This is a genomic window from Streptomyces sp. YIM S03343 (assembly GCF_054729195.1).
In genome coordinates, this window is record NZ_JBPUKX010000001.1 from 3,297,389 (window position 1) to 3,310,805 (window position 13,417).

Here is a 13,417-nt window from a genome sequence, read left to right on the forward strand (position 1 = left end):
GGAAATCCGGGGGCGGAGCCCCCGGATCACACTGCGGGGACCGGGGCGGAGCCCCGGGAGCGGGGGCTATGCAGCCAACCGAGACGGGCGGGCGGGTGGGCAAAAAGGGCCGGGGCGCAGCCCCGAGCCAACACTCCGGGCCCGGGGGCGCAGCCCCCGGATCAACTGCGAGCCCCGCGGCTAGCGACCCGCCTCCTTGGACACCAACGCCACCGCCTCCTCCACATCGTCCGTGACGTGGAACAGCAGCAGGTCCTTCTCCGACGCCTTGCCCTGGGCGGTCACCGTGTTCTTGAGCCACCCCACCAGCCCGCCCCAGTACTCCGTGCCGAACAGCACGATGGGGAAGCGGGTCACCTTCCGGGTCTGGACGAGGGTCAGCGCCTCGAAGAGTTCGTCGAGGGTGCCGAGCCCGCCCGGAAGCACCACGAATCCCTGCGCGTACTTAACAAACATCATTTTCCGGACAAAGAAGTACCGGAAATTCAGCCCGATGTCGACGTAAGGGTTCAGCCCCTGTTCGAACGGCAGCTCGATACCCAGCCCCACGGAGATCCCGTTGGCCTCGCACGCCCCCTTGTTGGCCGCCTCCATGGCGCCCGGCCCGCCGCCGGTGATCACGGCGAACCCCGCGTTCACGAGCCCCCGGCCGAGCCGCACACCGGCCTCGTACTCCGCCGAGTCGACCGGCGTGCGTGCCGAGCCGAAGACGCTGATCGCCGCCGGGAGTTCGGCGAGCGTGCCGAAGCCCTCGATGAACTCCGACTGGATGCGCAGGACGCGCCAGGGATCGGTGTGGACCCAGTCCGTCGGCCCGCCCTGGTCGAGGAGGCGCTGGTCGGTGGTGCTGGCCTGGACCTGGTCCCTCCGACGGAGGACGGGGCCCAGCCGGCGCTCCGCCGGCCGCTGGTTCCTGCCCGCGGGATTCCCGTTGGCCATGTGCGCTCCCTCCGCTTGCGGCTGTCTCGGCTCAGCCTAGATCCAGGGCGGTCCCGAAAAACGGACCTCAGCCGATCCGCCCTCAGGCCATGAGCCAAGCCCTCAGCCGCGTCTCCGCCGCGAGGATCTTCGCCGTCTCCACCCGCTCGTCCCGCTTGTGCGCCAAGTGCGGGTTGCCGGGGCCGTAGTTGACCGCGGGGACGCCCAGGGCCGAGAAGCGGGAGACGTCCGTCCAGCCGTACTTGGGGCGCGGGGTGCCGCCCACCGCCTCGATGAAGGCTGCCGCGGCCGGGTGGGACAGGCCGGGCAGGGCGCCGCCGGTGTGGTCGTCGATCACGAACTCCTCGACCCCGCAGTCCGCGAACACCTCGCGCACATGGGCGATCGCCTCCGCCTCCGTACGGTCGGGCGCATAGCGGAAGTTGACGGTGACGACACAGGCGTCGGGGATGACGTTCCCGGCCACGCCGCCGGTGATGGCAACCGCGTTGAGACCCTCGCGGTACTCGAGGCCGTCGATCACGGGGTAGCGCGGCTCGTACGCAGCGAGGCGGGCCAGGATCGGCGCGGCCGCGTGGATCGCGTTGGACCCCATCCAGCTGCGGGCGGAGTGCGCCCGCTCGCCGCCGGTCCTGAGCAGCATCCGCAGCGTGCCCTGGCAGCCGCCCTCCACCTCGCCGTCGGAGGGCTCCAGCAGCACCGCGAAGTCGCCCTCAAGCCACTCGGGCCGGGCCTCGGCGACATGCTTCAGGCCGTTGAGATCGGCGGCGACCTCCTCGTTGTCGTAGAAGACGAAGGTGAGGTCGCGCCGGGGGTCCGGGACGCTGGCCGCGATACGCAGCTGGACGGCGACGCCGGACTTCATGTCGCAGGTCCCGCATCCCCACAGCACGCCGTCCTCGTCCAGCCGGGAGGGCACGTTGTCGGCGATGGGCACGGTGTCGATGTGTCCGGCGAGGATCACCCGCTCCGGGCGGCCCAGGTCCGTACGGGCCACCAGGTTGTTGCCGTAGCGGTCGACGGTGAGGTGCGGCAGGGCCCGCAGCGCGTTCTCGATCGCGTCGGCGAGCGGCTTCTCGGTACCGCTCTCCGAGGGGAAGTCGACCAGCGCCGCGGTCAGCTCGGCGGCGTCCAGGGTGAGGTCGAGCGACGGGGTCGAGGTGAGCGGGTCCTGCGAGGTGTCGGCCATGCCGTCGACCCTAACCCGCGCCACCGGCCAGACCCCCTAGTGCCGCGACAGGCAACGTTCGCCCCGTCGCGACGCCCGGCACGCACTCTCGCCGCACCGGCCGAAGACCCGAGTACGTCCAGTACGAGGGCCTCCGGCCGGCACGCCGAGAGCACGCACCGGACGCCGCTCCTTCACGGGCAAACGTTGCCTGCCGCGGCACTAGGTCCTGTCTGGAGTCCGGATCACGAGTTCGGTAGATCGCCTGCGTCATGGGGTCCCTCCTTGATAGGCCATCGGCCATGGCGCGAGGCGATCTCACCGACGAGCAGTGGGCCCTGATCGAGCCCCACCTTCCGATCGCCGCAGTCGGGCCCATCCCCGACCTGCGGAAACACTTCAACGCGGTGATGTGGCGGTTCCGCACGGGCAGTCCCTGGCGCGACCTGCCCAGCGAGTTCGGGCCCTGGCAGAGCGCGTACGACCGCTTCCGGATCTGGGCGACGCAGGGCGTCTTCCAGCACCTGATGGAGGCGGTGATCGCCGAGGCCGCTGACCGGGGTCAGGCGGACCTGGGCCTGGTCAGCGTGGACTCGGCGACAGCACGGGCGCACCACCACGCCGCCGGGATGGCACTGGAACCCGAGCAGTTGGCGGCCCTGGAAGCGGCCGCCGAGTCCGAAAAGGGGGCGCCGTGGAGGGACAACAGCCGCAGGACGGACAGTGCGAGGACGACGCGGGCGCTGAGCGGCGACGGGCCCGCCGACGGCACCGGGCCCGTCTGAAGGCCGCACAACTGGGGCGTTCCCGGGGAGGGCTGACCAGCAAGATTCACCTGGCGGCCGACCGGCGCTGCCGTCCGCTGGCGTTTGTGCTCACCCCCGGACAGGCCGGCGACAGCCCGCAGTTCGTCCCGGTCCTGGAGCGGGTGAAGGTGCGCGGGCCGGTCGGGCGTCCCCGGACCCGACCGGACGCAGTGGCCGCGGACAAGGCTTACTCCAGCCGCCGTAACCGCCGCTACCTGCGGCGTCGTGGAATCCGGGCGGTGATCCCGGAGAAGGTGGACCAGGCCGCCAACCGGAAGAAGCGCGGTTCGAAGGGCGGTCGCCCGGTCAGCCACGACGCGGCCTTGTACACCGAGCGCAACACCGTGGAGCGGTGCATCAACCGGCTGCGGAACTGGCGAGGCATCGCGTTCCGCTTCGACAAGACCCCGGAGAGCTACGAGGCCGGACTGCATCTGTGCGGTGCGATGCTCTGGCTCCGCAGCATCGCACCGCAGTCGTGATCCGAACTCCAGACAGGACCTAGCCACCGGCCGACTACCCGCCCGCCGCCCGAACAGGCACCCATACCAGGTGTGTACACCCGAGGCGACTGCTCCCCATGCCTCCAGTACCTTGTACGCGTGTCACAGCCGCCCCCCACCAGTCCCCCGTATCCCCAGCGCACCCGGCGACCCAGGCGTCACGGGCGACTCCTGCGTTTCCTGGGCGCCTTCGTGGTGCTCGCCGCTCTCGCGGGGTACGTCGTCATGCAGTACGTCACCGGCGGCGCCGGAGGCCCGGGCTGCAAGGTCGTCTCCGCCTCGGGCACCGGCGCGGTCTACGAGTTCTCGCCGGAGCAGGCGGTCAACGCCGCGACGATCGCCACCGTGGGCACGGGCCGGGACATGCCCGAGCGGGCGGTGACCATCGCGCTGGCGACCGCGCTCCAGGAGTCGGGGCTGCGCAACATAGAAGGCGGGGACCGGGATTCACTCGGTCTCTTCCAGCAGCGGCCCTCCCAGGGCTGGGGCACCGAGAAGCAGATCATGGACCCGTCGTACGCGGCGGGCGTGTTCTACGAGCATCTCGTCCGGGTGCCCGAATACGCCGAACTCCCGCTCACCGTGGCGGCGCAGCGCGTGCAGCGCAGCGGCTACCCGGAGGCGTACGCCAAGCACGAGACGGCCGCCACGCTGCTGTCGGCCGCGCTCACCGGCCACGCGGGGGCCACGCTGACCTGTCAGGGCCGTCCGGACACCACATCGACGGCCACCGGCCCGAACGCGGTACGGGAGGCTCTGGTACGGGACTTCGGGCGCGACGCGTTCCAGGAGGCCGCGGCGGAGGTGAACGGCGCGACGCCGAAGCCCGTGCCGGTACCGAGCGCCAGCACCGGCAGCGACGGGCGCACGGTCGTCGTGCCGGTGCCCACGGCCACGAGGGGCTCATCGGACAACCCGACCACCAGCTCCACCTCCGACGCGACCGGCACCGGCCCCAGCACCAAGGACGTGCTCACCACCAAGCAGCGTGGCTGGCAGCTCGCCCAGTGGGCCGTGGCCAACGCGTCCGCCCTGCACATCCGCCGCGTCACCTACGCGGGCCGGGAATGGGCCGCCGGAAGCATCGACAGCCTGTGGGTCCCGACCGCTGTGGCCACCGGAACGGGAACGGGCAGTGGCAGCACCGGGTCCACGACCACTTCCGTACGGATCGTGACCGGACAGTAGACCGGGCAGCAGGCCGGGCAATAGACCCGGCAGCAGACCCCGCAGCAGACCCGCAGCAGTCCCGGCAGCAGACCGGGCAGTAGTACGACCCCTCCCCCGCAGGGGTTGCACCGGGCGTCCCTCCGCACCACCGCGCGCAGGTTTTCGCCAGGTCACCCCCGCGGGCACCCGAGCCCTTGCGAGACAAGGGCCGTAGGCATTCCGCCGACCATCACACCGGGCACCTTTTGCCCGAATTCATCCGCAGCCGATAATGCGACGCATTGCCAACTCTTTGCATGGCGCCGCCGCAACCTTCGCGCCCTTCGAGCGGTAGTCACTGCGTCCGCGCCCGGAGACCCCCCGGCCGGTCGGTCATCCACCGGCCCGGCCCGGCCAACCGCCGGGAGCGGCGCAACACTTCACCACTCTCACCGTTCTCTCCCGTCGAAGGAGCACCATGTCCCTCCCCCTGACCCGCCGGATCGCCCGTGCCGCGCTGCTGGTCGCTGCCGGAGCGGCCGCCGGGGTCGGTGCCGCCGGTTCCGCGAGCGCGGCCCCCGCTCTGCCGGCCGCCCCCGATCTCGGTGGTCTGACCGCTCTGGACGGGGCGCACGCCGCCAACACCGTGGACGGCACCGCGCAGCACGTCACGCGGCTCGCGGGCGAGGCCGGCGGCCAGGCGGTCGACCAGGCGACGCCCGTCGCGGGCAAGGTCGGCGGCAAGGCGGGTGGCAAGGCCGTGAAGAAGGCGGCGCCGCAGGTGCGGAAGACCGCGGCCAACGCCACCCATCAGACCGGCCGGCTGGTCGGCACGACGGCCAGGACCGCACAGTCCGCCACCAAGTCCACTCCGAAGGGCGGCCTGCCGACGGACACCGTCACCAAGGGCGGTCTGCCGATCGGCTGAGGCAGCACCTCGCAGACGTGCGACGGGGCCCGGGGAAGTCACCCCGGGCCCCGTGGCACGTCCGTCTGCGGACTCTCAGACGACGCTCACGCCAGCCGTCCCACGGCCGCCCGCACCCGCTCGTCCGTCGCCGTGAGCGCCACCCGCACGAAGCGCTCGCCCGCGGTGCCGTAGAAGTCGCCCGGCGCGACGAGGATGCCGCGCTCGGCGAGGTGGGCGACGGTGTCCCAGCAGGACTCGTCCCGGGTCGCCCACAGATAGAGGCTGGCCTCGCTGTGCTCGATGCGGAAGCCGTGGCCGAGCAGCGCCTCGCGCAGCGCCGTACGACGGGCCGCGTACCGCTCCCGCTGCTCGCGCACATGGGTGTCGTCGCCCAGGGCCGCGACCGCCGCCGCCTGGGTGGGCGCCGAGGTCATCATGCCGCCGTGCTTGCGGATCTCCAGGAGCGGGCCGAGCACCGCCGGGTCACCGGCGAGGAAGGCGGCGCGGTATCCGGCGAGGTTGGAGCGCTTGGAGAGGGAGTGGACGGCGACGATTCCGTCGTAGGAGCCGCCGTTGACGTCGGGGTGGAGGACCGAGACCGGGTCGGTCTCCCAGCCGAGTTCGAGGTAGCACTCGTCGGAGAAGACCAGGACGCCGTGCTCGCGGGCCCAGCCGACGATCCGGGTGAGCGCCGCCTTGTCCAGCACCTCGCCGGTGGGGTTGGACGGCGAGTTCAGCCACAGCAGCCTGAGGTTCGCCGGGTCGAGGTCGGTCGGGTCGTCGTAGACCTCGTACTCCGCGCGGGCCAGCCGGGCGCCGACCTCGTAGGTCGGGTAGGCGAGGCGCGGGTAGGCGACGCGGTCGCCGGGGCCGAGGCCGAGCTGGGTGGGCAGCCAGGCGACCAGTTCCTTGGAGCCGACGGCGGGCAGCACATGCCGATGGGTGACCCCGCGGGCGCCGAGACGGCGCTCGACCCAGCCGGTGATCGCGTCACGCAGCTGCGGCGTGCCCCACACGGTCGGGTAGCCGGGCGAGTCGGCCGCGGCGATCAGCGCCTTCTGGACAAGCTCGGGGACCGGGTCGACCGGGGTGCCGACGGACAGGTCCACGATGCCGTCCGGGTGCGCGGCGGCCGTCTTCTTGTAGGGCTCCAGCCTGTCCCAGGGGAAGGTGGGCAGACGGTCGGCGACGGGGGACGATCCGGACACGGTTCCTGGCTCGCTTTCAGCGCTGCTGCGGTTGTTGCGCGTGGTCTCGTGTTGCGCGTGGTCTCGGCGTGATGGCCGACGTGGTTGCTGCTGCGGCAAAACGCCTCGGCCCCGTACGGCGGCCCGATCAAGGCGATCGGGGTGATCGAGGCCGTACGGGACCGAGGCGGCGCGTCGGTGCGTTCCGCCTGCCGGTTTACTCGGCGCGCGGCGGCAGCGCGGCGACGATGGGGTGGTCGCGCTCGATCAGACCCAGCTTGCTGGCGCCGCCGGGCGAGCCGAGGTCGTCGAAGAACTCGACGTTCGCCTTGTAGTAGTCCTTCCACTCCTCCGGTACGTCGTCCTCGTAGAAGATCGCCTCGACCGGGCAGACCGGCTCACAGGCTCCACAGTCGACACATTCGTCCGGGTGGATGTACAAGGACCGCTGGCCCTCGTAGATGCAGTCGACCGGGCACTCCTCGATGCACGCCTTGTCCTTGACGTCGACACAAGGCTCTGCGATGACGTAGGTCACGCTGTCGTTCCTCCTCGATAGGGCGCTGGCGGGCCTGACCAGGCTCCGCCGCCTGGCGCGCGGGAGCGCGGCGTCGTCGATGCCCGCCCCTAGTATCTCCGTTCTCGGGCATGATCCGAACATGAGGGGTGAACAGACCTGTGGATTTCTCGCTCGGCGCGCGCCTGGAAGTCCTTATCACAGCCGCTGACGTGGGCAGACGGGTCTCCGTACGGCGTCTGCTCGACGGGGTGATCACGAACGGCACATTCACCGAGACGGTGGGTGTGCTCACATCGTGGGACGACGGTGTGCTGACGATCACACGCAAGAACGGCGAGAGCGTGCGCTTCGCCGAGTCCGAGCTGGTCGCGGGCAAGGTCGTTCCCACCCGCCACCCGACCACCGCCCCTCAAGGAGGCGCTTCGCGCCGCGTGACAACTGCCCCGGCCCGGCGCCGGGGCCCTGCCACCTCGTACCGGGAGCTGGCGCGGGTCGCCGCGCGCGCCTGGCGTCCGGTGGAGAGCGAACGGCTCGGCGACTGGGAACTGCGCGCCGCCGCCGGGTTCACCCGCCGCGCCAACTCGGTGCTGCCGCTCGGCACCCCCGGGCTGCCGCTGGACGAGGCGCTGGACGTCGTACGGCGCTGGTACGGCGAACGGGGCCTGCCCGCCTACGTACAGACCGCGACCGGCGCCGAGGGCACCGAGGAACTGCTGTGCGCGGAGTTGGAGCGGCGCGGATGGGTACGTGAGGTGACGGCCGGGCTGTGGGTCGGCGCACTGGCCCCGGTCGCCGACCGGGCCGAGGGCGCCGGGGTCGTGCTGTCCCGCCGCGCCGACGAGGCCTGGCTGGCGCGCTACCAGCGCAAGGGCGTCGACGAGGTGGCCCTGAAGGTGTTGAGCAGCGGGCCCTCGGTGTGGTTCGCGTCGATACCGGGCGCCGGGGGGTCGGCTCCCGCCGCGATCGGACGGTGCGTGGTCGACGGCCGGTGGGCGGGTTTCGCCGCCGTCGAGGTCGACCCGTCGCTACGACGCCGGGGGCTGGCCACCGAGGTCATGGCGGCGCTGGCCCAGCGGACCCTGGAGGAGGGCGCGTCGGCGGCGTGGCTCCAGGTGGAGGCGGACAACGCGGGGGCGCGGGAGCTGTACGGCGGCCTGGGCTTCGCGGCGCACCACGCGTACCACCACTACCGAGCACCGGACGCCGATGACCCCGCACCGGACACCGATGACCCCGCCACGGGCGATGGCACCGACACAGCCGGTGACACGACCACCGCCGAAGGCGCCACGGCCGGTGGCACGACCACAGCCGATGGCGCCACCACGGCCGGTGGCACGACCACGGCCGAAGACAGCGCCACATCCGATGGCACGACCACCGATCTCCGTCAATTCTGACGAATCCCGGCGTTTTATGGCGAAGGCCGGTAAAGACCCGCGGTGAGAGGGCACGACCCAGCTATGGATTCCCCGTTCCCCCCGACGCCCGAGCGGTCCGCCGAACTGCGGCAGCGGTTCGCGGCGGAGGCCCGGTCCGAGCGGCCGGACCTGTCGGCGCTGTGCCTGCTGATCGGGGCGGTGGCGGACGGTGCGCTGGACGAGGCGGGCATGGACGTCACGCAGATCGAGCTGGACGAGCTGGCGGGCCGGCTGCCGTTCCGGCCGGGCGGGCCGCGGGCCTGGGCGGCGGCGCTGTGCGAGCTGCTCGGGCAGCGGTGCGGGTTCGGCGGGTCGGCCACGGACTACCAGCGCCTGGAGTCGTCGCTGTTGCACCAGGTGCTGGTGCGACGGCGGGGGCTGCCGATCCTGCTGTCCGTGGTGTGGATGGAGGTGGCGCGGCGGGCGGGGGCTCCGGTGTACGGGGTGGCGCTGCCGGGACACTTCGTCGTGGGGTTCGGGGCGGCGGAGGAGCAGGTGCTGGCGGACCCGTTCGAGGGGGGCCGGGTGCTGACGGGGCCCGACGCGGAGCTGCTGGTGGCCGGGGCGACGGGAGCGCCGCTGCATCCGTCGATGCTGACTCCGGCCGAGCCGCTGGACCTGGTGCTGCGGATCCTGAACAACATACGGGCGTGGGCGGCGGCCCGCCCGGAGTGCACGGAGGTGTCCCTGTGGGCCGTGGACCTCTCCCTCCTGCTCCCCTCCCACCCCGCCCGGCTGCGCTACGAACGCGCCCAACTCCTCGTCCAGCGCGGGGACTACACATCGGGCGCGGCAGAACTGGACGCCTACGCCAACCTGGTGGAAGTCGTCGACGCCCCGACAGCGACCAAGGCCCGCCAACAGGCCCATGCGGCCCGGGCGCTGCTCAACTAGCCCCGGGTCCTACGGCGCCTGGCCGCCACCCCGTAGCCAACAGCCCCTCAGCAGGCCCCACAAGGTCGCTGTGCCGTCCTCCGCGCCCTCACCGCATGCCTGGGCAGCCCCGAAGCCCGCCACACACGCCCCAGGCGCCCCAGGCGCCCCAAGTGCCCCTCCAGCCCCTACAGCCACCCCTTCTCTCGGGCGATGCGTACCGCCTCCGCCCTGTTGCGGACCGCGAGTTTCTGGATGGCTGTCGAGAGGTAGTTGCGGACCGTGCCTTGGGAGAGGTGGAGGGCGGCGGCCAGTTCGGCGTTGGTGGAGCCGTCGGCCGCCGCGCGGAGGATCTCGCGTTCGCGGTCGGTCAGGGGGTTGGCGCCCTCGGCGAGGGCCGCGGCGGCCAGGGTGGGGTCGATGACCCGTTCACCGGCGAGCACCTTGCGCACGGCGGCGGCGAGTTGGGCGGCCGGGGCGTCCTTGACCAGGAAGGCACCGGCGCCTGCCTCCATGGCGCTGCGCAAATAGCCGGGGCGCCCGAAGGTGGTGAGGACGACGACGGCCACCGAGGGAAGTTCCCTGCGCAGCTGGGCCGCCGCCTCGATACCGGTGCAGCCCGGCATCTCGATGTCGAGGAGGGCGACGTCCACGCCGCGTTCCCGAGCCGCCGCCAGGACCTCGTCGCCGCGCGCCACTTGGGCGACGACCTCGATGTCGTCCTCCAGACCGAGCAGCGCGGCCAGCGCCTCACGGACCATCGACTGGTCCTCGGCCAGCAGGACTTTGATCGTTCCCGTCATGCCCGGGATCCTATGTCGGCCCTGATGCCTTCAGTGCCGTCGTCCGCAGGGTCCGCGGGGTCCACGGGGACGGCGGGAACCCGGGCGACCAGCCGGAAACCGTGCCGTACCCGTCCCGCCTCCAGCGTCCCGCCCGCCTTCTCCAGCCGTTCGGTGAGGCCTGTGAGGCCGTTCCCGTGGCCCTTGCTCCCGCCGGGATCGCCGGGGCCGTCGTCCTCGACGGAGAGTTCGAGGACCGGGCCGTCCAGGGTCTGGCGGTGCAGCAGTTCCACCGTGCAGCGGTCGGCGCCGCTGTGCCGTACGACGTTGGTGACGGCCTCGCGCAGCGCCCAGGCCAGCGTGGACTCGCTCTCCTCGGGCACACCGCCGAGATCAGGCTCGTCCGGCACCTGCACGGCGACCCCGGCCGCGGTCAGCGCGACCCGGGCCCCGGCGAGTTCTGCGGCGAGCCGGGGCCTGCGGTAGCCGGTGACGGCCTCGCGGACGTCGACGAGGGCCTGGCGGCTGACCTGTTCGATGTCGGCGACCTGCTGTGCGGCGCGGTCGGGATGGCCGGGCAGCATCCGCCCGGCGAGTTCGCTCTTCAGCGTGATCAGGGACAGGGAGTGGCCGAGCAGGTCGTGCAGGTCGCGGGCGAGGCGCAGGCGTTCCTCGTTGGCGGCGAGCTGGGCGACGGTGGCGCGGGCCTGGCGCAGTTCGACGGTCGTACGGATCAGCTGGACCACGCCGGTCATCGCGGCCCCGATCAGCACGACCAGCAGGAACAGGTCCCGTGCCTCCTGCTCGCCGACCTTGAGACCGACCACGAGCATGGTCACGGCGGTCGCCGGGATCGCCCAGTACGTGTGCCGCAGCCGCAGCGTGACCGCGCAGGCGACGGAGACGTAGCAGTACAGGCCGAGCCAGCTCGCGCCGAGCGTGAGACCGAGCACCGTCGCGAGGACCGCGAGGGCCACGAGGACGGCGGGCACGGTCCTCGGTATGTGCGGCAAACCCAGACGGCGGAACACCAGCGTCAGATACAGCGCGACGAACACGGTGAGACCCAGCCAGCCCGCGACCGTGCCCGCGACGGTGTGGTGCCCGGCGAGGAGGTCGCCGACCGGTTGGTTGAGGAAGACCAGCCAGACACCGATCCACACCACCTTGCGCCGCATCACCGAGCGGCGGTCGCCGGACAGCCGCCCCGGCGGGACCACGGGGTCCCGCAGGGGCTCCGAGGGGAGCGTGGTTTGTGTCATGGCACTCACGCCTTCAGCGTGTCCTTCCGATACAGCCATGCCGCGCCGCCCGCGAAGAGCAGGAAGAAGGCGGCGAGTACGGCGATGTCCTGGAGCTGCGGGGCCTGGCTCTGTTCGATGGACCTCCCCAGGGCAGCGTACGCGTGGGTGGGCAGCCACTTCGCGATGTCCTGGAGCCACTGCGGGAACGTGGTGCTCGGCATCCACAGCCCTCCGAGGATGGACAGCCCGAAGTAGGTGATCATCGTGATCGGACGGACCGCGTCCCCGCTGGCGAGATAGCCGATGGCGACACCGAGCGCGGCGAAGACGAGGCTGCCCGCCCAGATGGCGCCGGCGAGCGCGAGCCACTGCCAGGCGGCCATCCGCACGTCCTGCACCACGGCTGCCACCAGGAACACGACCACGATCGACGGCAGGCTCACCACCGCCGCGCCCGCGGTCTTGGCGAGGACATAGCCGCGCCCCGGCAGCGGGGTCAGCCGCAGTTGCCGTACCCAGCCGTTCTCCCGCTCCTTGGCGATGCGCTCGCTGTTGCCCATCAGCACGGCGGTGAGCGCGCCGAAGGACGCCATGGACACCATCAGATACATGGCGACGGTCTGGCCGGTGCCGTCGACCTCGCTGCCGGAGCCGGAGCTGCTGGAGAACAGCAGGAAGAGGAGGGAGGGGTAGATCACCGAGAAGAACAGGAACTTGCGGTTGCGCAGGGCGCGGACGAGTTCGAGCCTGATCAGACCGGTCATGACTGCGTGGCCTCCTTGGCGTGCATTGCTTCTTTGGCCTCTTCGGCGGCGGTGATCGCGACGAACGCCTGCTCCAGCCCGAGTCCGGTGACTTCGAGGTTGCGGGGGTAGACGCCGAGGCCGTAGAGCGCGTGGACGGTGGCGTCGGCGTCGGTGGACTGGATGCGGACGGTGGATCCCGACATGTCGATCGAGGTCAGGAAGGGCAGCCCGCGCAGCGCGCCCTCGTCCGCGGTGCCCTCCGTGCCCTCCATGCCGTCCAGGTCGAACGAGACGCGGCGGGCCCCGGCCCGCGCCTTGATCTCGGCGGCCGTCCCGTCGGCGAGCAGCCGCCCCCGGTGCAGCACCAGCACCCGGTCCGCGATGGCGTCGGCCTCTTCGAGGTAGTGCGTGGCGAAGAGGACCGTACGACCTTGGTCGGCCTGTTCGCGCATGGTCGCCCAGAACGCCTGGCGGGCGGAGACGTCCATGCCGGTGGTGGGCTCGTCGAGGACGATGAGGTCGCTGTCGCCGGCGGTGGCGAGGGCGAAGCGGACCCGCTGGGCCTGGCCGCCGGAGAGCTTGTCGACCTTGCGGTCGGCGATCTGGGAGATCCCGGCGCGAGCCAGCACATCACGGGTCCGGTACGGCCGGGGGTGCAGCTCGCAGGCGAGCCGGACGAGTTCGGCGACCGTGACCCCGTCCATCAGCCCGCCGCTCTGGAGCATCGCGCCGACCCGTCCGGCGACGATCGCCTCGCGCGGACCGGTGCCGAAGACCCGGACGGTGCCGGTGTCGGGCTGCTTGAGCCCGAGCAGCAGATCGAGGGTGGTCGACTTGCCCGCGCCGTTGGGACCGAGCAGGGCCACGGTCTCCCCGGGGTGCAGCCGGAGCGTGAGCCCGTCGACGGCCCGTACCTTCCCGTTGCCGTAGGTCTTGCCGACCTGGTCGAAGACGACCACGGGTGTGGTCCCCCCGGCCCCGGCCGTCCTCTTCGCCACTGTCTGCGCCGCGGTCTGCGCCGCTGTCGTCGTCATGCCCACCATGCTGGCGGCCGGTGGCGGGGCACGGCAGTGCCGTCGATCCAGAGTGCGGGATGACAGATGTCATGCGGGCGGGGTGACAGGGGCGGCGGCGGGCATGCGGACATATGGGAAGGGCGCCCGGCGGGT

At 71.9% G+C, this 13,417-nt stretch carries 11 protein-coding genes and 2 pseudogenes; 5 read left to right on the forward strand and 8 right to left on the reverse strand.

Features of this window, described 5'->3' with window-relative positions; all coding sequences use genetic code 11:
- Window positions 1–180 precede the first annotated feature (180 nt).
- Window positions 181–939, reverse strand: coding sequence for an LOG family protein (locus ACSYGN_RS13925; protein ID WP_460395397.1), 759 nt, complete (start codon window positions 937–939; stop codon window positions 181–183).
- Between the two features lie 82 nt (window positions 940–1,021).
- Window positions 1,022–2,128, reverse strand: coding sequence for a succinyl-diaminopimelate desuccinylase (dapE, locus tag ACSYGN_RS13930; protein ID WP_460395399.1), 1,107 nt, complete (start codon window positions 2,126–2,128; stop codon window positions 1,022–1,024).
- Window positions 2,129–2,409: 281 nt separating this feature from the next.
- Between dapE and ACSYGN_RS13935 the strand changes: the two are divergent.
- The 3 genes and pseudogenes from ACSYGN_RS13935 to ACSYGN_RS13945 all read left to right on the forward strand — a co-directional run bounded on the left by ACSYGN_RS13935 (window position 2,410) and on the right by ACSYGN_RS13945 (window position 5,493).
- Window positions 2,410–3,395, forward strand: a pseudogene (locus tag ACSYGN_RS13935) (IS5 family transposase).
- A gap of 120 nt (window positions 3,396–3,515) precedes the next feature.
- Window positions 3,516–4,604 carry a heavy metal transporter gene (locus tag ACSYGN_RS13940; protein WP_460395401.1) on the forward strand — a complete coding sequence of 363 codons (1,089 nt, stop codon included), beginning with the start codon at window positions 3,516–3,518 and terminating at the stop codon, window positions 4,602–4,604.
- 439 nt (window positions 4,605–5,043) lie between these two features.
- Window positions 5,044–5,493: an ATP-binding protein gene (locus ACSYGN_RS13945; protein ID WP_460395403.1), complete on the forward strand. Its 450-nt coding sequence runs from the start codon at window positions 5,044–5,046 to the stop codon at window positions 5,491–5,493.
- Between the two features lie 86 nt (window positions 5,494–5,579).
- On the opposite strand, the gene ACSYGN_RS13950 is transcribed toward ACSYGN_RS13945, so the two are convergent.
- Window positions 5,580–6,683 carry a bifunctional succinyldiaminopimelate transaminase/glutamate-prephenate aminotransferase gene (locus tag ACSYGN_RS13950; RefSeq protein WP_460395405.1) on the reverse strand — a complete coding sequence of 368 codons (1,104 nt, stop codon included), beginning with the start codon at window positions 6,681–6,683 and terminating at the stop codon, window positions 5,580–5,582.
- Between the two features lie 196 nt (window positions 6,684–6,879).
- On the reverse strand, window positions 6,880–7,200 hold the full coding sequence (gene fdxA / locus ACSYGN_RS13955) for a ferredoxin (protein ID WP_460395407.1): 321 nt from the start codon (window positions 7,198–7,200) through the stop codon (window positions 6,880–6,882).
- Window positions 7,201–7,340: 140 nt separating this feature from the next.
- Between fdxA and ACSYGN_RS13960 the strand changes: the two are divergent.
- Both ACSYGN_RS13960 and ACSYGN_RS13965 read left to right on the forward strand, forming a co-directional pair.
- Window positions 7,341–8,390 (forward strand): annotated as a pseudogene (locus tag ACSYGN_RS13960) (GNAT family N-acetyltransferase); the annotation flags it as partial.
- Between the two features lie 255 nt (window positions 8,391–8,645).
- Window positions 8,646–9,497: a transglutaminase family protein gene (locus ACSYGN_RS13965; protein WP_460395409.1), complete on the forward strand. Its 852-nt coding sequence runs from the start codon at window positions 8,646–8,648 to the stop codon at window positions 9,495–9,497.
- Window positions 9,498–9,664: 167 nt separating this feature from the next.
- On the opposite strand, the gene ACSYGN_RS13970 is transcribed toward ACSYGN_RS13965, so the two are convergent.
- The 4 genes from ACSYGN_RS13970 to ACSYGN_RS13985 all read right to left on the reverse strand — a co-directional run bounded on the left by ACSYGN_RS13970 (window position 9,665) and on the right by ACSYGN_RS13985 (window position 13,282).
- Entirely contained in the window at window positions 9,665–10,279 is a 615-nt protein-coding gene (locus tag ACSYGN_RS13970) for a response regulator transcription factor (protein ID WP_460395411.1), read from the reverse strand.
- Window positions 10,276–11,436 (reverse strand): sensor histidine kinase, encoded by a 1,161-nt coding sequence (locus ACSYGN_RS13975; RefSeq protein ID WP_460403450.1) that lies wholly within the window; start codon window positions 11,434–11,436, stop codon window positions 10,276–10,278. The genes ACSYGN_RS13970 and ACSYGN_RS13975 overlap by 4 nt, the downstream gene beginning before the upstream one ends.
- A gap of 89 nt (window positions 11,437–11,525) precedes the next feature.
- On the reverse strand, window positions 11,526–12,266 hold the full coding sequence (locus ACSYGN_RS13980) for an ABC transporter permease (RefSeq protein ID WP_460395413.1): 741 nt from the start codon (window positions 12,264–12,266) through the stop codon (window positions 11,526–11,528).
- Window positions 12,263–13,282: an ABC transporter ATP-binding protein gene (locus ACSYGN_RS13985; protein ID WP_460395415.1), complete on the reverse strand. Its 1,020-nt coding sequence runs from the start codon at window positions 13,280–13,282 to the stop codon at window positions 12,263–12,265. Before ACSYGN_RS13985 ends, ACSYGN_RS13980 begins: the two co-directional genes overlap by 4 nt.
- Window positions 13,283–13,417: the final 135 nt, after the last annotated feature.